We start from the raw sequence: 21,001 nt of genomic DNA on the forward strand, positions 1-21,001 counted from the left end.
ATCGATTATGTAACTTTAGGCAGAAAGGCAAGAACCATGATTGAAAAACAAAATGCCATTCTCTTTAAAAACCGTAAAATTATTAAAGTTACCGGTGAAGAAGCAACACATTTTCTTCAAGTTCTTATCACAACAGATGTGACAAAAATCGGCCCAAAAGAAATTTTCCCTGGAGCTCTCTTATCTCCACAAGGAAAGGTTATTGCTGATTTTCTTATCGGTAAAAGAGATGATGGTTATCTGATTGATACCGTTGCATCTTTAGCTGATACCCTCTACAAGCGTCTGCTCCTCTATAAACTGCACACAAAAATAGAAATTACACAACCATTACAAGAACTTGTTACAGTTTTCTGGAATAATGAATCAAATACTTTAAATTTTGATTCAAGTTTTATTGATAAGCGATTTCCACAAAAAGAAAAAATAATACGATCCTATGGAAAAATACCTTTTTTTGCTCCAGAATATAATGATAATTGGGATCGATTGCGTATTCGTTATGCAATCGCAGAAAGCGGTCAAGATTACGAAATAGGGAAAGTCTTTCCCCATGATATTAATTACGATCAAATCAGTGGGCTAGCGTTTAATAAAGGTTGCTATATCGGGCAAGAAGTTGTTTCAAGAATGCATCACCGTCGCGCGGCACGTCGCCGTGTTTTAGTCGTAAAAAGCCAGCATGAATTAACCCAAGGCTCCAGTGTTGAAGCAGGAAAAAAAATACTTGGTTATCTAGGAACATGTGCTGCAAACGAAGCCTTAGTTTTAATGCGTATAGATCATGTCAAAGATGCTATGAATAACAATATCCCATTTATAGTAGAAAATTCTCCCGTCACAGTAAGCATTGCTGAAAATATGAATTTTACCTTTCCTGAAAGCCCTGTGGAAACTCCCTAATGGCTAAAGCTGAATTATCAAAAAATGGAGAAGCACGCGCTTGGCAAAGAATGCTTTCTGGCCGACGTCTCGATTTGCTAAACCCTTCTCCTTTTGATGTTGAAATCGAAGATATTGCCCATGGACTTGCCCGCGTTGCACGTTGGAACGGTCAAACACGAGGAGAACATGCCTATTCTGTTGCACAGCATTCACTTTTGGTAGAACAAATATTTCAGAAACTTTTCCCCCAATCGCGTAGCGATGAGTGCCTGTGTGCTCTCCTTCACGATGCACCGGAATATGTCATAGGTGATATGATTTCGCCCTTTAAAGCTGTCATAGGAAAACAATACGAGCTCATCGAAAAACGTATACAAGATGCTATCCACATGCGCTTTTCCCTCCCCGTTAATCCTTCTCAAAAGCTCTTAAAAAAAATCAAACAAGCCGACCGCATTGCTGCATTCTACGAAGCTATCACGCTTGCTGGATTTAATACAGAAGAAGCTCTTCGCTATTTTGGCTCTCCAAATAACATTTTACCCGATGATCTCAATTTGCAACCATACTCTACACAAAAAATTGAAAATACCTTTTTAATCCGTTTTAATAACCTTGATACCCAGAGAGCATACTAATACTCTTCTTGTATCATTCATCCTTTATCATTTTAGTTGAGAAAAATGCCTATATTAAGTTTTCGCCTTTTTCCCTTAACGCTTACTTGAATACAATTATAAAAAGAATGATTCCCCTTGTTCATCGACTATCCTATAGAAATTTGATAGTCTACAATTTCTGCCTCTATAATAACTTGTAACTTAAAACCAACAAAAAGCACATATTATTAAGTTCAAATTTTTGCGATATACTATCAATGAAAGCTTCGAAAACTTTATGCGTTTATGAATCAATAATTATATAAACGAAATGATATATTAAAAATTATAGCTCAAATTGAATACAAACAAGAGATATATGAAAGAACACACAATCCATTATCAGAGCTCGATAACAAATGTTCTCTTGTCAAACTTTTCATATTAAAGTGGGTTTTATTTTAGTTTATAAACTTCCTCATCAGCTGGAAAAGTACGCGATGTGACATCCTCTGCATAATTCTTGATTGCAGACTCCATTGCTTGTTCAAGAGCACCATAACGACGCACAAATTTTGGCACATAAGCACCGTAGCCCAACATATCCTCCATAACTAATACCTGTCCATCGCACTGATTAGACGCACCAATACCAATGGTCGGGATAGAAAGTTTTTCTGTAAGCTTCACCGCTAAAGGTTCGACAACCCCTTCCACAACTACAGCAAAAGCACCAGCTTCTTCAATCGCCATCCCATCGGATTCAATCCTTTGCCAATCACTCTCCTTGCGTCCTTGCGTCTTGAAACCGCCAAAACGATTTACCGCCTGTGGCGTCAGTCCGATATGCCCCATAACTGGAATGCCACGTTTACACAAAAAATCAATTGTTTCTGCTATATAAACACCGCCTTCAAGCTTCACTGCACCACACCCTGTTTCTGCAAGAACACGCGACGCATTAGAAAAAGCTTGTTCTGGACTCTCTTCATAAGAACCAAAAGGCATATCAACGACTACAAGGGCTTTTTGAGACCCACGCATAACCGCCTGTCCGTGCAAAATCATCATGTCTAAATTAACAGGAAGTGTTGTCTCAAACCCATACACAACCATGCCAACGCTATCACCAACCAAAAGTAAATCGCAATATGGGTCAGCAATTCGCGCAGTATACGCCTGATAAGCTGTTAAAGAAACAATCGGTCGTTGCCCTTTTCTTGATCGTATTTCAGAAGAAGTTATACGCTTCATAGTTTTATTATGTACACTCATTTTCATGCTTCTCTTGCAATATGTATTGATCAATAAGCCTCACTGTACCAAAGCGGACCGTGAGGAGTAAAACTGCAGGTTTTTCTAATCTCCCTTTGACCTCGCATAAGGTTTCCATATCCCGTAAATCTACTGATTCAATGATAGCACGCGATTCTTGCTGTAAAATATAACGAACAATTTTGCATAATTTATCAACCGAGCGTTCACCTTGGCGATAAAGTTTTTCAGCAGCTTTACCACTTTTAGGAATAATTTTTGCAGCTTTGCGATCTTCTAATGTTAAAAGCTGATTACGTGAAGAACAGGCGAGACCATCTGCTTCACGTAAAATAGGCACCCCTACAATTTCAATAGGAAAAGCTAAGTCTTCAACCATACGCCGAATAATCAAAATTTGTTGAAAATCCTTTTCCCCAAAAAAAGCTTTATCTGGTTGGACAATATTAAAAAGCTTAGCAACAACGCTGGTCACGCCATAAAAATGCCCTGGACGTAATCTCCCTATCAAAATACGTGATAACTTTCTCACCTCCACAACTGTGTCATTTCCTAGTGGCCACATTTCTTCTACAGAAGGTGCAAAAACATATTCAACACTCGCTTTTTTCAACAAAGCACAATCGCCCACCAAATCTCTTGGATATTTATCAAAACCCTCGTTGGGACCAAATTGTTTTGGATTAACAAAAATAGAAACCAACACTCTATCACACGTTGCTCGTGCTTGCTGCACTAATGCTAGGTGACCTTCATGCAGTGCCCCCATCGTTGGAACAAAACCAATCGAAAGTCCTAAACACCGTTCTGCTGCGATATATTGACGTACTTCAGAAATTGTTTTTAAGATTCGCATCTTCATATTCTATTGACTATTTATCAGATTAACAAATTGACACTTGCGTACAAAATTGGCGTTTAAATAATTGTATCAAATTCATGCGCACCAGTGGTTGCTTTATATCCCGTGGTTCCCAAACATGACGCATTAAAAAGAAACCCGTTAGAATGAAACCATTTATTATGTCATTAAAATCCACAGGACGTGTCGTTCTTTGCACAAGAAACTGTGGTAAAATGAGAAGCTTCTCTTTCCAAGGGCGCCCCGCCTCCTCACATACAGCTCGTCCCGATTTTGGTGATACATAACAAAGTCTTTCTGTACTGCCTGTTGCAGCACAATGAGACAAATCAAGGCCAAAGCCAAGTTCTTCAAGCAGCCGCATTTCAAAACGTACAAGCAACTCTGCGTTTACAGACCGCTCATCAAAATTCTGCATAAAGAGATGTAAAATATCGTATAAAATAGGATGTGGATCACGCTCAGGAAGAAGACGCAAATGAAAAGCTATCAACTGCAAAGCATAAAGTGCCTCTGGTAAGAGAATTAACCGTGCAGCATGTAAGTTAAGCGCTTCAAGCCGAAAAATCCCCAAATGTTCGTCTAAACGTGCCCACCACTCAGCCTCAACAAAATTCCCAGGTTGAAGAAGAGCCGCCATACGACGAGAACGCCCCCCTTTTACCACTCCCATATAACGGCCACGCTGACGCGTCATAATTTCAAGAATAACACTTGTTTCACCATATTGGCGCGTCCCAAGGATGATGGCTTGTTCTTTCCATTTCATTTTGTTTTTAAAAATCCAGTCCCATTTCGCGGTAACGCTCTGGATCAGTATCCCAATTATCACGCACTTTCACAAAGAGAAAAAGATGAACTTTCTGATCCATAATTTTCATTAATTCTTTGCGTGCTGCCTGTCCAATCGCTTTAATTGTATCGCCTTTTGCCCCTAAAACAATTTTTTTCTGACTTTCACGCTCTACATAAATGACTTGATTAATTTTAACTGAACCATCTGAATACTCTTCCCAGCTTTCTGTTTCGACTGTTGAGGTATAAGGAAGTTCATCATGGAGACGAAGAAAAAGCTTTTCACGCGTGATTTCAGCAGCAAGATGACGCATGGGCATATCTGAAATTTGATCTTCCGGATAATACCAAGGTCCCTCCTGCATCATTATACTCAATGCATGAAGCAAATCCTTGCAACCAGAACCGTTTAAAGCCGAAATCATAAATGTCTGCACAAACTTCACGCGCTCATTAATTTGAGTGGTTAACGCTAAAAGGGATGACTTAACAACTGTATCAATCTTATTAAGAACGAGAATCTTATCTTGTTTAAGATTTTTTACAATATCTAACATTGCACAGACTTCATCCGAAAGACCACTTTGAACATCAATCAAAACTAAAAGGATATCAGCACTCTTAGCGCCTCCCCAAGCAGCAGACACCATAGCACGTTCTAAACGCTTGTGGGGACGAAAAACACCTGGAGTATCAATCAAAACAATTTGCGCATTATCATGAACAACAATACCACGAATCAAAGTTCGCGTCGTTTGGACCTTATGCGTTACAATTGAAACCTTCGTTCCAACTAACTGATTAACCAATGTCGACTTACCGGCATTAGGCATTCCAATAAGCACAACAAAACCAGAACGCGTTTTTTCAAGGCTATTCATGATTATTTTTTCCTATTGTTTCCCATATCCCCTCTCGCCGTAAAATTTTTTCAGCCGCCATTCTTTCAGCACATCGCTTAGAATTTCCTTGCCCAATCTCCGGTGCAAAACCCAAAATATTCACCTCTACCATAAAAACAGGATTATGATCTGGACCAGAACGCTTTATAACCCGATAATGCGGTTGTACACCGCCTTGTATATGCGCCCATTCTTGCAACTCGGTCTTGGCATCACGTCGACCAGCGTCCATTTGCTTTGCCCGACTTTGCCAATATCTTTTAATAAAGGGACGAACACTCTCCAATCCTCCATCAAGATACATTACAGCAATCAAAGCTTCAACCACATCAGCGTACATATTCGTGAGACGACGCCCCTCGAAGCTTCTCATCTCAAAACCAACATGGATCATATCAGGCAAACCCATTTCTTGCGCAATATCGGCACACGTCTGTGCGTTGACTAGACCATTTAAACGTACCGATAATTCCCCTTCACTTGCCTGTGGAAAAAATTGATAGAGCATTTCTGCAATCAAAAGCCCTAGAACTCGATCACCTAGAAATTCCAGCCGCTCATAATTTCCCTGTTCCGAATCTTGTACACTAGAATGTGTTAATGCTTTTTTTAATCTCTCTTCATCTCTAAAATGGTGCCCCGTCAGCTTTTCAAGCTGATTAATCATTGGACGACGCTTCATCATTGATTCCTTGCTTGATAAGCGGCAAATCATGAACGGTATTGATAAAAGAAAACAAACGACTCCAGCGTATATCAAATGGCCAGCGCCAAATCTGCCAAGCACTTGAACCATTACTAATAGAGAAAAAAATTATACTTGCTCGACCAATAAGATTTTCTTCTGGAACATAGCCCACATCTAAACGACTATCATCTGAATTATCGCGGTTATCACCCATCATAAAATAATGCCCTTGTGGGACTTCGAAAACTTTTGTGTCATCCACTTGTGGAATAAAAGCTAAATCGAGTGTATTGTAGCTAACACCATTTGGCATCGTCTCACGATAAACGTCAACAGGGTAATTCACCTCTGTTATATCAGAATTATCAACCTTCCCCATAAAATGACGTGAAACAGCCTCGTCATTAATATAAAGAACACTCTGTCGAACTTGTATACGATCGCCTGGTAGTCCAACAACACGTTTTATATAATCAATATCTGGATTGCTCGGTAAACGAAAAACCACAACATCTCCACGCTGAGGCTGAGATGCCCAAATGCGCCCAGAAAAAATAGGGAGAGAAAAGGGTATGGAAAAACGAGAATACCCATATGCATATTTAGAAACAAACAGATAATCTCCCACAAGCAAAGTAGGTCGCATTGAACCGGAAGGAATACTGAAAGGCTGAAAAAAAAGTGTACGAATAACCGCTGCTAAAAACAGCGCCTGTATTAATACCAAAATAAATTCAAGAACTCGCCCTTTTTCTTCTTTTTTACGCATTTTTTCTTTCTGCATCATTACAGACACCCTTCCCATAACAGATATAACTCATTTTTTATCATAATGTTTAAATAACAAAAGTACAATCTCCTACAAGATCTATGTCTATCCACGCGGAAGCGCTTCGATAATAATAAATGCCTGCGCCCAAGGAAAATCGTCCGTTATACTAAGATGAATGACAGCTTCGTAATGAGGAGGCAATAACCTTTGTAATTGTATTTGCGCACGATCTGATAATTTCATAATTGGTTTGCCGGATGATAAATTGACCACCCCCATGTCTTTCCAACTCACACCACAAGCGATTCCTGTTCCCAAAGCCTTAGCACATGCTTCTTTGGCAGCAAACCTTTTGGCGTAAGAAGAAGATCTTTTTTGAAGATTTTCAGATTTTGTCTGTTCAATGTCGGTAAAAATACGTTGAATAAAACGGTCACCATAACGAATCAACATTCTTTCAATGCGTCTTATATCAATCAGATCATTTCCAAGACCAACGATCATAAAATATCACCCAAATTTCCTTGTCACAAACGCTTTTTTTTTATAATTTTTTGATATCGCTTTTGTTGAAAACGGGCGATTGCTCTGTAAACACTTATATAAGATAAGCTACCAAGAGTAACACCCAAAAGGATACCACCTAAAATCATAGGTCTCATGATTGAATTCCATGCGTCCTTAAAAAGCAGAGATACATTCGACAGTGTTAAACCGTTAAACAGAAAGCGAATTTGAGAAAGAGAAATCTCATTTACATTACTAAAAAGCGATAAAAAGAAATAACCTACCTTATAATCTGCCATAACAATTAACAAAAATGTAAGTGGATTAGAAAAAATCGTCCCGATGATCGCTGCCGCAAAGTTTCCGCGCAAAATCCAGGAAAAAAATATTGCCAAAATAATATGCATTCCAAAGAGAGGTGAACAGGCTAAAAAAATGCCAATAGCAAATCCCAACGCGACTTTATGTGGCGTCGCTGATATACGCAAAATACGCTTACGTATATAGCAAAATGAGCGAGAAAATGAACGACGTGGCCACAACCAAAGCCGAATACGCTTTAAAAAATCTACTGGTTCTCGACGACGAAAAAGCATATAACTCTCAATATATATTTATGACAATGAAATAATCTGCATGTTTCAAATGAATTTCTCCAAGCTTTTGCACAAAAAAAAATAGAAAGACAATTAAATATTTCGACTTCCTGGCTTGATTGCTGGAAGCATAGCGAGTTCAGCAGGGAGTGCATCACTAGCATAAGATGCTATCTCGTATTCAGCAAGTGCAATCAACGGAACTCCGACATCAGCCTTACCCCCAGAACGATCAAGAATACATGCACTCGCCACCACATCTGCTCCTGTTGCAACCAAAGCCTCAACTGTCTCACGAATGGAAAGACCTGTTGTCACAATATCTTCAACAATCACAACTCGTGCACCCTTCTTGATCTCAAAACGACGCAACTCAAATACACCATTTACACGTTCTACCCACAGAGAAGGAATACCAAGATGACGTGAAGTCTCATACGAAGGGATAAGTCCACCAATTGCAGGACCAACCACGTAATCAATTTTGCCCTCGACAGATTTTTTGATTTTTTCAGCTAATCCACGACATAACTTCTCTGTTAAGTCAGCATGCATGAATACTTTCGCCTTCTGCATGTAAGTCGCACTATGACGACCTGACGTTAAAATAAAATGCCCTTCCAGAATAGCATCTGCTTGTTTAAAAATTTCAATCACATCTTGTGTATTCACCGCAAAATCTCTCTTTTTCATCCGTGAACCCGCCGTACTGCACTAATCGAACCAGCCTCTTTTAACTGAGAAAAAATACGATTCAAATGTTTTAAATCCCAAACTTCCAGATCAATCATAATTTCCGTGAAATCTGGTGCTGTACGGATAAAAGATAAATTTTGTATATTGGCATCATTGGCAGAAATCACTTGCGTAATTTCTGCCAATGAGCCAGGACTGTTAACAGCCAAAATATTAATCCGAGCAGGAAAACGTTCACTCATTTGAATATCAATATCCCAGCGGACATCAATCCATCGTTCTGGCTGATCATCATAAGCCATTAAAGCCGAGGATTGTATCGGATAAATAACGATTCCCTCGCCTGGTTGCATAATACCAACAATCCGATCTCCCGGAACTGCCCCTTCAGGAGAAAACCGTACGGGAATATCACCACGAGTTCCTCGAATAGGTAAAGCTTTGGATTGATGCTTTTCTGCCGTCGTATCCTTTTCATTTTCTGGAACTTTAAAAATCATACCTTGAGCATTTTCAATATTAAACCAACCTTCTTCCCCAGGCTTAAAAGACGACTTTTGTACCACACGGTGATCTTGATAATCAGGATAAACCGCTTTTATCACATCAGCAGAAGGCAATTCACCACGCCCAACAGCAGCCAATACGTCTTCCACATCTTTGCGTGCCAAACGTGGCAAAACTTGCTTAAGAATATCTTTGGAAAATTGTTTTCCCATATACTCAAACGCACGCTCGAGTATACGATATCCCAAACCTGAATATTGCTTACGTACCGCTGCGCGGGTTGCTCGACGAATGGCTGAGCGTGCTTTACCTGTCACAACAAGAAACTCCCATGCTGCTGGTGGAATTTGAGCTTGTGAACGTATAATATCAACTTCATCACCATTTTTTAATTTTGTCATTAAAGGCATAATACGACCATTGATTTTTACCCCCACACAAGAATCACCAATATCAGTATGAACTGCATAAGCAAAATCAATGGGGGTAGCGCCTTTTGGAAAGGCAATCAATCGACCTTTCGGAGTAAAACAAAAAACTTGATCTTGAAAAAGCTCAAGCTTTGTATGTTCTAAAAACTCTTCTGGGTTATCCCCATCTGACAAAGATTGAATTGTTTGACGTAACCATGCATAGGCATTGGTTTCGTTTGATAATTTCGAAGACGAATAATTGGAACCGTGATCTTTATAAATGGAATGTGCAGCAACACCATATTCAGCAATTTCATCCATCACAGCAGTTCTAATCTGCAACTCAACACGTTGCCTCGAAGGACCTACAATCGTTGTATGAATGGAACGATAATCATTCTGCTTTGGTATAGAAATATAATCTTTAAAACGACCAGGGACCATTGGCCACGTCGTATGGATAACACCAAGAGCACGATAACAATCATTTACTGTTTCAACAATGACGCGAAATCCAAAAATATCGGACAATTGTTCAAAAGATAACGCCTTACTTTCCATTTTACGAAAAACTGAATAAGATTTTTTTTGACGGCTTTTAACATCTGCTTTAATGCCATTCTCTAAAAAAAGTTTTGTCAATTCATTTTCAATCCTAGAAAGTAAATCAAGATTACGCTTTGATAATTCAGAAAGTCGATTGGTAATCGTTCGATAACCTTCTGGGTTTAAATAAAGGAAAGAGAGATCTTCTAACTCCTCGCGCATATCCTGCATACCCATGCGGCCCGCAAGTGGCGCATAAATATCCATTGTCTCCTCAGCAATTCGCCTACGCTTATCATCACGCATAACACCAAGGGTACGCATGTTATGAAGACGATCAGCAAGTTTGACTAAAAGAACGCGAACATCATCAGAAATAGCGATAAGAAGTTTACGCAGATTCTCTGCCTGTACTGCCTTCTTTGATACAAGATCAAGCTTATTAAGTTTTGTGAGCCCTTCAACCAACTTACCAATTTCAGATCCGAAAAGTTGATCAATTTCTGCTCGTGTAGCGCTTGTATCTTCAATTGTATCATGCAAAAGAGCAACGGCGATGGTCGCTTCATCTAACCGCATATCTGTCAAAATAGCAGCTACTTCTAAAGGATGAGAAAAATAAAGATCGCCCGAAGCACGCTTTTGATGACCATGCTTTCGCATTGCGTAATCGTAGGCTCTATTTAACAGAGCCTTATCCACGTCAGACTTATAACGTTGAACACGCCCAACGAGCTCACACTGACGCATCATACGAGCATATCCTTTATCTTTTCACAAATCTAATCCTTATTGAATATGAACATTTCATCAATAAAAAACAAGAAAAAAACGTCATGCATGCTAACGTCTATTCGCTTCTATAATATAAACTGACGCACTTAATAATCGTCACTCTTTTCCGGAATAACCAAACCTTCAATACCCGCTAAAAGCTCTTCTTCCGACATATGATCGAACGAACCGCCCTCTTCTTCTGTTGAAGCTCCAAAAACATTTTCAGCTTCACCTGAATGCGTAATAAATTCACTTGCCATTTCTGGCTCATCCACTTCCACATGCTTTTGCAACGAATGAATAAGATCTTCTTTCAAATCGGCAGGCGATAATGTCTCTTCTGCTATTTCACGCAAAGCAACAACTGGATTCTTATCATTATCACGATCAACTGTGATCTGCGCACCCTGTGAAATTTGACGCGCCCGATGTCCAGCTAAAAGCACCAACTCAAAGCGGTTATCAACTTTATCAACACAATCTTCTACCGTTACGCGGGCCATTTATGCCTCTTTCTTAAAGATTAAAAATTTCATAATGAAAATAAAGTATATACAATAATCAAAATAAAACACAAGAAAAACAATGCAAGATTTAATATTTTTTGCTTAAAGAGCTCATTTAAAAATTTCTTAGAAATTCTATAAAAAGCACATAGGCTCCTCAAATCTGTTATCAGTACCACTCTAAAGTAAAGGCTCCAAGCGTGCTGGATTCAAATAGAAAATTACACTCATTTAAACTGCCTTCTACATTTGGAGAGTTCATTCTTTAAATTATACCAACCATTCAAATTTATTAAAAAAAATTCGCAATAGCGATAGTCTCATACACATGATTTATGATAATGTTTTCACTGAAGATAAAAAACCTTATCGCATTAAACGTCTTATTTATCCCTATCTTATTCATCGAATAAATCACCAACTGATTGTCACTCTTTGAAAGATAGTAGTCGGTGATTTTATGTTAAACTCTGTTATTAAACAATATTTTTGTGTTCATCATGGTTATTTACAAAAACATGATATATCATATAGCTTATAAGTAACGCAAAAAAATTATAAAAAATGATAAATTCCTACCCATGAATAGCCAATCAACATCGCTTTGCCCCGAACCGCCCCAAAATTGTAATTTATGCCCCCGTTTACACAAATTCATCGCTGATTGGCGTATAAAAGAACCAACTTGGTATAATGCACCGGTGCGCCCATTTTTTCCTTATAAGGGTGCAGCCACAACACGCCTTCTCATTGTTGGTCTTGCTCCTGGACTACGTGGAGCGAATCGAACTGGACGCCCGTTCACTGGTGATTATGCTGGGCATTTACTTTATTCCACTTTAAAAAAGTTTGGTTTTGCCCAAGGAACCTTTGAAGAAAGAGCAGACGACAATCTTAAATTGATTGATGCAGCAATTGTTAACTCAGTCCGTTGTGTTCCGCCAGAAAATAAACCCACTGGTGCAGAAATTAACACTTGCAGATATTTTTTTTCGCCTCTTTTAACAAATCTTCCCAAACTTAAAGCTGTTATCACCCTCGGCACTATTGCGCATCATTCAACACTACGCGCCCTCAATGCAAAAATTTTATCCCACCCTTTCGGACATGGAGAAGTAAACAACATTGGCAGATTACGCATCTTTTCTAGCTATCATTGTTCGCGCTATAATACCAACACTGGCCGCTTAACAGACTCTATGTTCCATCAGATTTTCGAAGCAGCAAAAACATATATTGATCAATGCTGAAATTTTCCCAGCATTACTATAACAAAGAATATACAAACCGATCCTGTTATCCATATCTTTTTAAAAGCCTTGCTTTTTCACGCCCCCAATCACGTTTCTTTTCTGTTTCGCGCTTATCATGAAGCTTTTTTCCACGTGCTAGAGCAATTTCCAACTTAGCACGCCCTTTCTCATTAAAATAAAGTTTGAGAGGAACAAGCGTCATCCCTTCACGAGAAGTCGCATTAAAAAAACGTGCCATTTCACGTCTTGAAATTAATAACTTACGTAAACGACGTGGCTCATGATTAAAACGATTAGCTTGGGTATATTCAGGAATATAACTATTGACTAACCATAATTCCCCATTTTCAAAGCTGGCATAACTCTCAGCAATATTTGCCTGATTGGAACGCAAAGATTTCACTTCAGCTCCCTGAAGCACGACACCAGCTTCAAGATTATCGAGAATTTCATAATTAAAACGTGCTTTACGATTGTCAGCAATTATTTTTCGTACTGGCGCGTTCTTTTTTTTGTTCATGGCTCACTACTATATCATTTTATTTTTTAAGCAGACCTGCATGGCACAGAGCAGCATCAATAATCTTCTTTGTGGTATCCGCTAATGGGACAATCGGTGAACGAACAGCACTCCCACAAATCCCTAATTTTGCAGCAGCATATTTAATACCTGCAGGGCTTGGTTCAATAAATACTGCACGATTGAGAGGCATCAAACGATCATTTAATTCTAGGGCTTTTTTATAATCACCACGTAAACAAGCAGCATGCAGTTCTGCACAGAGTTTTGGGGCAACATTGGATGAAACCGAAATACATCCTACACCTCCATGTGCATTAAAACCTAGTGCTGTGCAATCATCACCAGAAAGCTGTACAAAATCTTTTCCACACTTTTCACGTTGTTCACTGACACGCTCAATTTTGCTCGTCGCATCCTTAACACCAACGATGTTTTTAAAATCGCGACAAAGGTCTCTCATCGTTTCCACAGCCATATCGATAATAGAACGACCGGGAATATTATAAATTATAATAGGTATAGAAATAGCTTTCGCAATAGCAGAAAAATGCGAGTATAAACCGGACTGATTGGGTTTGTTATAATAGGGAGTGACAACCAAGACTGCATCTGCACCTGCCTTTTGTGCATGTTGCGCAAGCTCTACAGCTTCACTTGTGCTATTTGATCCTGCTCCAGCAACAACAGGAACACGCTTAGCAACCTGCTCAACACACAATTCTATAACTCTCTTATGTTCTTCATGACTTAAAGTTGGTGATTCACCCGTCGTCCCAACAGGACTTACACCGTTAATACCTTGTGCAATCTGCCACTCAATAAAATTGCAAAATGCTTTCTCATCAATAGCGTCCTCATCATCAAATGGTGTGATAAGCGCAGTCACAGCTCCCTTGAGCATGATAAACTCCCTGTAATGTTCTCTTTATTTTTTTTAATAGCCTCTATAAATTACCAATGATAAAGCATAATCTTGCTCTATCATTGAAGCAAGATGTATTTCACAATAGCTCTCAAAAGATTTAACATGTCTCTCCTTCAATTCCGTACATTTCTTTAAATCATCAGCCTACATTAACCCGTTTTTCACGCTTCTGTTTTAAAAATTCTTGGGTGTTTCCAAAAGAAAGGTTTCAAGGTTTTTTTCTCTATGCGTGCATTTCCTGTCCCCTTTTTTGTACAAACCCTTACTGCACTTATACTGGCAACAACAATTTTATTTTCAAATGCGTGGGCACAATCGCCCCTTTTGCATGGGACAGTACCAATCCCTTTGGTTCGCCCTACCTCCTTTGCCATAAAAAAAGAAGCTCAAAAACCTCTTAGACAGCTTCACACGGCACCCCACACTCCTCCTCCATCCATTAATAACTCTACACTTAAACAACTTAAAGCTGGGCTAGATGCACTTTCAAACAACAATATTGCAAAAACAATCAGTCTTCGTAATTCAATGGTAAAGAATAGTCTTGACCGCCATATTTTGACATGGGCAATCGGTATATCAAGCCAAGCAAATATACCAAGCTCTGAAACATTCAATGCAATCAATGAACTAAAAGGGTGGCCAGGCATAGATATTATGCAACGTAATGCTGAACGTGCTTTTATCAATGAAACCAATTCCATACATGTAATCCTCCAAAAGTTTGCACATCACCCCCCTCTCACAGCACAAGGTATGGCTCACTTCGCTAAAGCACTTATTGCAACTGGACAAAACACCCGGGCTCGACAAATCATTGCACCGTGGTGGCATAAAACAAAACTCAATGTAAAAGAAGAAGAGCTTATTCTTAAAAGTGCACACGCTGTATTAAAACCTATCGATCATCTGAAACGCATGCAATTTATGCTTTATGCACATCACTTCGATTCAGCTGAGCGCGTTGCAAAATTAGCCCATGCTCAATCTCTTTTTAATGCTTTTCTGGCCGTTGAAAAAAATGATCCTAGAGCCATGCAAAAATTACAAGCTGTTGAGCGATCATGGCAAAAGGACCCTCTTTTACAATTTGCCCGAATTCGATATCTTCGGCGAACTGGACAATATAGTGCAGCTGCAACACTCATGATGAGAACATCAAAAGATGCATTAAAACTTATGAATCCTCACGCATTATGGAAAGAGCAACGCGCCCTTTCTCGAGAAATGCTCGATTTAAACAAACCTAAAACTGCTTATCAACTCGTTGCCACATCTAATGGTATGAAATCTTTACTAGCAGTCGATGCTGAATTTCACGCAGGATGGTATGCACTCCGGTTTCTTCATGATCCTCAATTGGCAATGCACCATTTTTCACGTATTCCTCAATTATCTTCTTCACCTCTTTCTGTATCCCGTGGATACTATTGGATGGGACGAACCGCAGAAACTCTGGGTGAACATAAAAATGCCCAAAATTATTTTCATCGCGCAGCCCATTTTGGTGCAACGTATTATGGTCAATTAGCAGCTGCACGGCTTAACCAAAAAAATCTCGAAATTTCTTTTCCTAAGCCAACGGCTTCTGAACGGCAACGTTTTAGTGCACGAGAAACCATTAAAGCAATTCAACGTCTTGAAGCAGCTGGCTATGCTAATCTCGCTAAATATTTTTATAGAGAACTCGGTAAAAAAATAGAAAGCCCTGGCGAATTAGCTCTTTTAGCTGTGATGGCAGAAAAAAATGGTGACTATTATACCAGCCTTAAAATCGGAAAAACTGCTGTTTTTCAAGGTAAAAATGTTGGTGCCCTTTCCCATCCTATAGGAGCTATACCAACCTCTGTTCATGTTGCTACCGTAGAACAAGCACTTGTTTATGCTGTTGCGCGACAAGAAAGTGAATTTAATCCGACAGCCCTATCAAAAGCAGGCGCACAAGGCATACTCCAATTAATGCCATTGACAGCAAAAACACTTGCCAAAAAATATTCGATCATGTGGTCACCCAAAAAACTAAGTAATGATGCCAGTTATAATGCTACATTAGGGACCTATTTTCTCAGAGAACAATTGGAACGTTTTAATGGATCTTATATATTGACTCTTATTAGTTATAATGCAGGCTCTCGTCGTGTCGATGAATGGATAAAACGCTACGGCGATCCTCGTAGCCAATCTCTTGATAAAGTCATCGACTGGGTTGAACGAATTCCCTATACAGAAACACGTAATTATGTGATGCGTGTCATGGAGAATTATGGAGTTTACAAAGCAAGATTGACCGGAAAAACAAACATAAAAGCTGCTCTTCTTTCCGGCCAATGAAAGTAATACAATCTCGATCCATCTCAAAGTTATTCATTCTCGTTTTTTAACCTGTAAACCATAACATCGTAGCAGTTACAGATATAAAGTATGTGAAAATTCACCAGAAACACCGTGAAAATTAGCTAAATATCAAGGACACTCTGATAATTTTGTTCACTTTTGATGGCGGGGGGGGAGGGAAAGAGCCCACACGTTGAAGTGCCGCCATAGCTAACCGATCAAGTTCCAGATTACCAGCAGAAACGACAATACGGCTGGAAAAAATACTCCCCTGCTCATGCACCCTAAATTCTAATTTCACTGTTCCTTTTGCACGACTAATACGCTGTCTTATAACATAATTTTTCTGCATTTCTAATTGCGCTTGTACCTTTGCTAACCACTCTACTAACAACGCATCATCACGTACTGCTGCATCGCCACTTTGGGAGGTAATAGACGAACGCACCGATTTTACAGTCGGCTGCTTTATCATAGCCTTTGGCATTGGTATTGTTTTTTTGACAAGCGCTTTATGCTCCACTTTTTGGGGTAGTTGTTTTTCCAAAGAGTTGAGAACCGCTAAATCATCTTTTTCCACAATATGCGGAGGCTCTTCCAGTTGAGCCTCATTCACTGCTTCTAATATCTCTGACTCCCGCTTTGAAAGATCAGACTGCAACTCTTCTAGCTCTGTGTCAACATTCGATAAATCTGCATCAATATCCGGCAAATCTGTATCGGCATCCGAATAGAGAGGCTCTTGTACAAAAGTTAGCGTAATCGTAGGTGAGAGCGTGCGATTACTTACACCAGTACTATAGAAATAAAGTTTTGCTCCCAATGCTATATGCAAAGAGAAAGCGCAAATAAACCCCGTAATCCAAAGAGTTAATAATCGCCTCATATTTGCAAAAATCATAGTTTTTTCCGCCGCTATTCTAAATTTAATATTGGTGTTAACTTTCATTAAAACAAGCTATTTTTAAATTGCAACTTTTTTCTTGACTGATTTTATCATGTTTAATATGGTCCCCTTGTGGTTTTGTGCCCAATCCAAAATCGCTTTTGCTTGGTGGGCTGTTTGTGATTTGTATGTCAAGTTTTTTGTATGTGTAAAATTTCAAGCTAGAGAGGGGTTTTTTAAAAGGTTATGATGTGTTATGCGAATAAGACGAGAAAATATCCATAAGAGTTGTGTAATTTTAAGTGCGTTGTCGATTTGTGTTCCTTCATTTGTTTTTGCACAAAACGGCGATAAAGACGCTGTAACTGAACTTAAGCCGATTGTTATTAAAGGAAAAAAAGATGCTTCAGGTTCAGTGACCGTTCTGACAAATCGTAAAACTGCTAAGGATATTAGTGAAAAACAAGTAAGTGATGTTCATGATGTTAGTCGTCTTGACCCGTCTATAACTTACAACACAAGTAATGACAGTTTTATGCTTCGTGGTTTGGATGCGCAGCGTGTTCTCACAACAATGGATGGCATTACTCTTCCATGGACTTCAGATATAATACGAGGAAACAGTGGAAACACAACGTTTGATTTTGATGCACTTTCTACGTTTGACATTATTCAGGGGTCAGATTCTAGCATTTATGGAACTGGCGCGCTGGGAGGAATTATTGCTTTGCGCACCCTTAATCCTGAGGACCTTGTTTCTGAAGGAAAGAACTGGGGTAGCCTTATAAAAAGTGGTTATCATTCTGTTGATAACAGTTGGCGCGTAAGTCAAGCTTTTGCTGTACGTAATTATAAAACATTCTTGCTTTTCCAAGGATCTTACGTGGAGGGTCATGAACGCAAAAATATGGGGACTGTAGGTGGTTATAGAGAACGTACACGTAAAAATCCGGCCGACTTTGACAGAAATAATTTGTTGTTTAAGATTCATCAATATTTTAATGACAACCATCGGCTTAATTTTACAGCAGAACGTTTTGGCTATAGCAGAAATACACATTCGTTGAATGCATCTGCAAAGTACGCTCTAGGTTCCGCTTATGATCAGGATTATAAGCATCGTGAGCGTTTGTCCCTTTCTTATAACTATAATGGCAATGGAGATACACTATTTGATGCGTTTGGTGGGCAGATCTATTGGCAACGACAGTCGAATAATCATATTATGCATGGATTTCGTATTGAAGCACCAGAAGGAGATTATTTAAGAGATAATTTAGTGCGTGATACCAATTATGGTCTAAATGCTCACGCTCTCAAAACCATGAATGTTGGTTTTGGAAGTCATACATTAAGGCTTGCTACGAATGTTTTATTCTCTAAATTTCACCATTATATATTCGGTAAAGATAGTTGCCATTTAAAGAAAAATGCAGGTGCGTGTGCTTTTCTACCCGCTAATCGATCTGATTCACCGGATACGAATAGTTATAGTTTTGGCGTAGTTTTCGAAGATGAGATTGGTTTAGCTAATAATCGTTTCCGTATAACACCGGGGGGTCGTTATGATTGGTATAAATATATCCCCCAAAAAACCTCGCCCTATGAAAAAGCCCTCATTTCTGACAAGTACCCTCCTGAAAGAAGTGGTTCACGTTTTTCTCCTAAATTACGCATGGAGTGGGATGTTCGTGATCAAGTAACATTTTATGCTCAATGGGCACAAGCTTTTCGCGCACCACGTGTTTCAGAATTCTACCTTTCCTACATCAAACCTCCCCTTTATTACGTGAAAGGAAACCCTGATCTTAAGTCAGAAACAAGCAATGGATATGATGTTGGCGTACGGTATGAAAATGCAAATTTTGGTGGTTCATTAAGTATCTTTGCTAATCAGTATAAGAACTTCATAGATACCATGGATAAAGGTCCGTCAGAAGAATTCATGTTTGCACGTCAGCATTATATAAATCGTTCGCGCGTACGTATTTTAGGCGCTGTAGCGAAAGTACATTTGGCTCTTCGTAGTGGGTTCCGTAGCGATTTTTCCCTTGCTTATTCACAAGGAAAAGATCTTGACAAAAATGAATATCTTAACTCAATTTCGCCTTTGAAAGCAGTTATTGGATTGGGATATGCAAAAGCCATTTGGGGAACAGATATTGTACTTACTTTGGCGAACAAACGTGATAAAGTTGCTGAAGGATCTTACAACCAAAAAATTCCGGGATATAACACTGTTGATATGTTAGGTTGGTGGAAACCATTTGGTGAAAAGGGACCAACTATAAGAGCTGGTGTTTATAATCTTTTTAATGAAAAATATTGGAATATATCAGATCTTCCTTCTGGCAGAAATATATTACCAAAGGATTATTACAGCCAGCCTGGCCGTAACTTTAAAGTATCGTTCGTGCAAAAATTTTAGTTGCTTCTGTTAGCTATTAGACCAATAGAAAGTTGTATCGACAAAAGAGTGCGTTATTGTGTTTCTGTCCTCATTGTTCTGTAAATTACAGAGACTTAAAAGAAATGCTTTGATTGTTTCTGGCTTATTGATTTTTGGTTTTTCTGCTGTTGATATAGGGAGCTTATTTATGATGGATTGAACTATTCTTCGAGAATCGTTCAATCCATTGTTTTCGAATTGTACAATTTTAAAAATTAACCCTCTGAAATAATATAAGGAAAGTCCATGTCATATACAGCCGAGATGATTATTCGCTTGCGTGAAGAAAAAAAAGGGGTACGGAATCGTGATTTTGCAATCTCTATTGGTATATCCGAAGCAGAACTTGTTGCTGCTTATTGTACAATAGGAAAAGCAAAAAGACTACAAACCGATGTTGCTACTCTCCTAGAGGCTGCTCCTCGGCTTGGAAAAGTTATGGCATTGACGCGTAATAAATATGCCGTTCATGAAATAACAGGATGTTTTGAAAAAATTGTTCAAAACCAACATACCCCTATCACGCTTGGTGAAATTGATTTGCGTATTTTTGCAAAACAATGGAAATTTGGTTTTGAATATGATGTAATTATTCTTGGAAAACCTGCAAAAAGTTTACAATTTTTTGATCAATATGGTGTTGCTATTTTTAAACTCTACTCTAAAGAAACTACAAATATGGAAGAATGGGATAAACTTGTTGAAAAGTTGCTTCATGAAGACCAATCATCTGTTCTTGATATCCTTCCTACTCCTTTTCCAATCCAACATGATACGACAGAGCTGGATGTTGAGCAGTTCCGGAACCGTTGGCGAAATATGACTGATGTACACCAACTTCATAGAATTATTTCTGAATTTAAAATTAATCGGTGTGATGCTGTGAAATATGCTGGGAATGAATTCGCCGATGAATTAAAAGTAGAAGCTGTTGAAATGATGCTCCACCAAGTTGCAGAGCAAGAAGTGCCTATTATGTGCTTTATTGGTAATAGAGGATGTATCCAAATTTTCAGTGGAAAAGTAAAAAATATTAAGCAAATGGGACCGTGGATTAATATTCTTGATCACAATTTTGATATGCATTTACTCCTTGCCGGTATTGAGAATGTATGGTGTGTTCGCAAACCTACCAGCGATGGTTATGTCAGTTCACTTGAGGCTTTCGATAAAAATGGTGAAATGATTATTCAATTCTTTGGTGTGCGAAAGGAAGGTCAAAAAGAACGTGAGGATTGGCGCTCTTTATTGAGTGGTCTTCCTCTCTGTCAAAAAGCTGTAGTCGCTTAGAAAGGTGAAGTGGGA

20 protein-coding genes are annotated in these 21,001 nt (G+C 38.9%); 6 read left to right on the forward strand and 14 right to left on the reverse strand.

Translation table 11 applies throughout. The features are described from left to right. Positions 1–36 precede the first annotated feature (36 nt). Positions 37–903, forward strand: coding sequence for a CAF17-like 4Fe-4S cluster assembly/insertion protein YgfZ (gene ygfZ / locus J7R13_RS03650; protein WP_208437521.1), 867 nt, complete (start codon positions 37–39; stop codon positions 901–903). Then, complete coding sequence (locus tag J7R13_RS03655; RefSeq protein WP_208437522.1) at positions 903–1,523, forward strand: YfbR-like 5'-deoxynucleotidase; 621 nt, start codon at positions 903–905, stop codon at positions 1,521–1,523. The genes ygfZ and J7R13_RS03655 overlap by 1 nt, the downstream gene beginning before the upstream one ends. Before the next feature lie 417 nt (positions 1,524–1,940). Here the strand turns inward: J7R13_RS03655 and panB are convergent, their stop codons facing one another. The 11 genes from panB to rpoZ form a co-directional block, all read right to left on the reverse strand. Then, positions 1,941–2,759: a 3-methyl-2-oxobutanoate hydroxymethyltransferase gene (gene panB / locus J7R13_RS03660; protein WP_208437523.1), complete on the reverse strand. Its 819-nt coding sequence runs from the start codon at positions 2,757–2,759 to the stop codon at positions 1,941–1,943. Continuing rightward, complete coding sequence (gene panC, locus J7R13_RS03665; protein WP_208437524.1) at positions 2,746–3,621, reverse strand: pantoate--beta-alanine ligase; 876 nt, start codon at positions 3,619–3,621, stop codon at positions 2,746–2,748. Before panC ends, panB begins: the two co-directional genes overlap by 14 nt. Before the next feature lie 22 nt (positions 3,622–3,643). Next, the gene (gene recO, locus J7R13_RS03670; RefSeq protein ID WP_208437525.1) at positions 3,644–4,390 is read right to left on the reverse strand and encodes a DNA repair protein RecO; all 747 of its coding nucleotides are present in this window, start codon (positions 4,388–4,390) and stop codon (positions 3,644–3,646) included. Positions 4,391–4,397: 7 nt separating this feature from the next. Further along, on the reverse strand, positions 4,398–5,297 hold the full coding sequence (era, locus tag J7R13_RS03675; RefSeq protein WP_208437526.1) for a GTPase Era: 900 nt from the start codon (positions 5,295–5,297) through the stop codon (positions 4,398–4,400). Then, positions 5,290–6,000, reverse strand: coding sequence for a ribonuclease III (gene rnc, locus J7R13_RS03680; protein ID WP_246786271.1), 711 nt, complete (start codon positions 5,998–6,000; stop codon positions 5,290–5,292). The genes era and rnc overlap by 8 nt, the downstream gene beginning before the upstream one ends. Beyond that, positions 5,978–6,793, reverse strand: coding sequence for a signal peptidase I (lepB, locus tag J7R13_RS03685; RefSeq protein WP_208437528.1), 816 nt, complete (start codon positions 6,791–6,793; stop codon positions 5,978–5,980). The genes rnc and lepB overlap by 23 nt, the downstream gene beginning before the upstream one ends. Before the next feature lie 87 nt (positions 6,794–6,880). After that, entirely contained in the window at positions 6,881–7,282 is a 402-nt protein-coding gene (acpS, locus tag J7R13_RS03690; protein ID WP_208437529.1) for a holo-ACP synthase, read from the reverse strand. 23 nt (positions 7,283–7,305) lie between these two features. Further along, the gene (locus J7R13_RS03695) at positions 7,306–7,881 is read right to left on the reverse strand and encodes a DUF2062 domain-containing protein (RefSeq protein ID WP_208437530.1); all 576 of its coding nucleotides are present in this window, start codon (positions 7,879–7,881) and stop codon (positions 7,306–7,308) included. A 93-nt stretch (positions 7,882–7,974) separates the two neighbouring features. Beyond that, complete coding sequence (pyrE, locus tag J7R13_RS03700) at positions 7,975–8,553, reverse strand: orotate phosphoribosyltransferase (protein ID WP_208437598.1); 579 nt, start codon at positions 8,551–8,553, stop codon at positions 7,975–7,977. Positions 8,554–8,570: 17 nt separating this feature from the next. Beyond that, positions 8,571–10,796, reverse strand: a complete 2,226-nt coding sequence (locus J7R13_RS03705; RefSeq protein ID WP_208437531.1) for a RelA/SpoT family protein — start codon at positions 10,794–10,796, stop codon at positions 8,571–8,573. A 128-nt stretch (positions 10,797–10,924) separates the two neighbouring features. Further along, positions 10,925–11,323: a DNA-directed RNA polymerase subunit omega gene (rpoZ, locus tag J7R13_RS03710; RefSeq protein WP_208437532.1), complete on the reverse strand. Its 399-nt coding sequence runs from the start codon at positions 11,321–11,323 to the stop codon at positions 10,925–10,927. Between the two features lie 584 nt (positions 11,324–11,907). Between rpoZ and J7R13_RS03715 the strand changes: the two genes are divergently transcribed. After that, positions 11,908–12,576: a uracil-DNA glycosylase gene (locus tag J7R13_RS03715; RefSeq protein WP_208437533.1), complete on the forward strand. Its 669-nt coding sequence runs from the start codon at positions 11,908–11,910 to the stop codon at positions 12,574–12,576. Between the two features lie 46 nt (positions 12,577–12,622). On the opposite strand, the gene smpB is transcribed toward J7R13_RS03715, so the two are convergent. Continuing rightward, positions 12,623–13,099, reverse strand: coding sequence for an SsrA-binding protein SmpB (smpB, locus tag J7R13_RS03720; protein ID WP_208437534.1), 477 nt, complete (start codon positions 13,097–13,099; stop codon positions 12,623–12,625). A gap of 19 nt (positions 13,100–13,118) precedes the next feature. Further along, the gene (gene dapA / locus J7R13_RS03725) at positions 13,119–14,003 is read right to left on the reverse strand and encodes a 4-hydroxy-tetrahydrodipicolinate synthase (RefSeq protein ID WP_208437535.1); all 885 of its coding nucleotides are present in this window, start codon (positions 14,001–14,003) and stop codon (positions 13,119–13,121) included. 249 nt (positions 14,004–14,252) lie between these two features. Here dapA and J7R13_RS03730 point away from each other — a divergent pair, with 249 nt between their 5' ends. Beyond that, the gene (locus J7R13_RS03730) at positions 14,253–16,358 is read left to right on the forward strand and encodes a lytic transglycosylase domain-containing protein (RefSeq protein ID WP_208437536.1); all 2,106 of its coding nucleotides are present in this window, start codon (positions 14,253–14,255) and stop codon (positions 16,356–16,358) included. Positions 16,359–16,479: 121 nt separating this feature from the next. Here J7R13_RS03730 and J7R13_RS03735 read toward each other — a convergent pair whose 3' ends face one another. After that, positions 16,480–17,262, reverse strand: a complete 783-nt coding sequence (locus tag J7R13_RS03735; RefSeq protein ID WP_208437537.1) for a TonB family protein — start codon at positions 17,260–17,262, stop codon at positions 16,480–16,482. A gap of 241 nt (positions 17,263–17,503) precedes the next feature. On the opposite strand from J7R13_RS03735, the gene J7R13_RS03740 reads away from it, so the two are divergent. Together J7R13_RS03740 and J7R13_RS03745 are read left to right on the forward strand one after the other, a co-directional pair. After that, entirely contained in the window at positions 17,504–19,675 is a 2,172-nt protein-coding gene (locus J7R13_RS03740; RefSeq protein WP_208437538.1) for a TonB-dependent hemoglobin/transferrin/lactoferrin family receptor, read from the forward strand. 267 nt (positions 19,676–19,942) lie between these two features. Continuing rightward, complete coding sequence (locus tag J7R13_RS03745) at positions 19,943–20,986, forward strand: hemin-degrading factor (RefSeq protein ID WP_208437539.1); 1,044 nt, start codon at positions 19,943–19,945, stop codon at positions 20,984–20,986. Positions 20,987–21,001 lie beyond the last annotated feature (15 nt).

The sequence above is a fragment of the Bartonella taylorii 8TBB genome, from assembly GCF_902825155.1.
Taxonomy (GTDB): Bacteria; Pseudomonadota; Alphaproteobacteria; order Rhizobiales; family Rhizobiaceae; genus Bartonella; species Bartonella taylorii_A.

What these genes read in the sequence shown, in the direction of transcription:
- ygfZ (WP_208437521.1), top strand. Translation starts at nt 37, where the DNA reads ATGATTGAAAAACAAAATGCCATTCTCTTTAAAAACCGTAAAATTATT.
- J7R13_RS03655 (WP_208437522.1), top strand. Translation starts at nt 903, where the DNA reads ATGGCTAAAGCTGAATTATCAAAAAATGGAGAAGCACGCGCTTGGCAA.
- panB (WP_208437523.1), bottom strand. Translation starts at nt 2,759, where the DNA reads ATGAGTGTACATAATAAAACTATGAAGCGTATAACTTCTTCTGAAATA.
- panC (WP_208437524.1), bottom strand. Translation starts at nt 3,621, where the DNA reads ATGAAGATGCGAATCTTAAAAACAATTTCTGAAGTACGTCAATATATC.
- recO (WP_208437525.1), bottom strand. Translation starts at nt 4,390, where the DNA reads ATGAAATGGAAAGAACAAGCCATCATCCTTGGGACGCGCCAATATGGT.
- era (WP_208437526.1), bottom strand. Translation starts at nt 5,297, where the DNA reads ATGAATAGCCTTGAAAAAACGCGTTCTGGTTTTGTTGTGCTTATTGGA.
- rnc (WP_246786271.1), bottom strand. Translation starts at nt 6,000, where the DNA reads ATGAAGCGTCGTCCAATGATTAATCAGCTTGAAAAGCTGACGGGGCAC.
- lepB (WP_208437528.1), bottom strand. Translation starts at nt 6,793, where the DNA reads ATGATGCAGAAAGAAAAAATGCGTAAAAAAGAAGAAAAAGGGCGAGTT.
- acpS (WP_208437529.1), bottom strand. Translation starts at nt 7,282, where the DNA reads ATGATCGTTGGTCTTGGAAATGATCTGATTGATATAAGACGCATTGAA.
- J7R13_RS03695 (WP_208437530.1), bottom strand. Translation starts at nt 7,881, where the DNA reads ATGCTTTTTCGTCGTCGAGAACCAGTAGATTTTTTAAAGCGTATTCGG.
- J7R13_RS03705 (WP_208437531.1), bottom strand. Translation starts at nt 10,796, where the DNA reads ATGATGCGTCAGTGTGAGCTCGTTGGGCGTGTTCAACGTTATAAGTCT.
- rpoZ (WP_208437532.1), bottom strand. Translation starts at nt 11,323, where the DNA reads ATGGCCCGCGTAACGGTAGAAGATTGTGTTGATAAAGTTGATAACCGC.
- J7R13_RS03715 (WP_208437533.1), top strand. Translation starts at nt 11,908, where the DNA reads ATGAATAGCCAATCAACATCGCTTTGCCCCGAACCGCCCCAAAATTGT.
- smpB (WP_208437534.1), bottom strand. Translation starts at nt 13,099, where the DNA reads ATGAACAAAAAAAAGAACGCGCCAGTACGAAAAATAATTGCTGACAAT.
- dapA (WP_208437535.1), bottom strand. Translation starts at nt 14,003, where the DNA reads ATGCTCAAGGGAGCTGTGACTGCGCTTATCACACCATTTGATGATGAG.
- J7R13_RS03730 (WP_208437536.1), top strand. Translation starts at nt 14,253, where the DNA reads ATGCGTGCATTTCCTGTCCCCTTTTTTGTACAAACCCTTACTGCACTT.
- J7R13_RS03735 (WP_208437537.1), bottom strand. Translation starts at nt 17,262, where the DNA reads ATGATTTTTGCAAATATGAGGCGATTATTAACTCTTTGGATTACGGGG.
- J7R13_RS03740 (WP_208437538.1), top strand. Translation starts at nt 17,504, where the DNA reads ATGCGAATAAGACGAGAAAATATCCATAAGAGTTGTGTAATTTTAAGT.
- J7R13_RS03745 (WP_208437539.1), top strand. Translation starts at nt 19,943, where the DNA reads ATGTCATATACAGCCGAGATGATTATTCGCTTGCGTGAAGAAAAAAAA.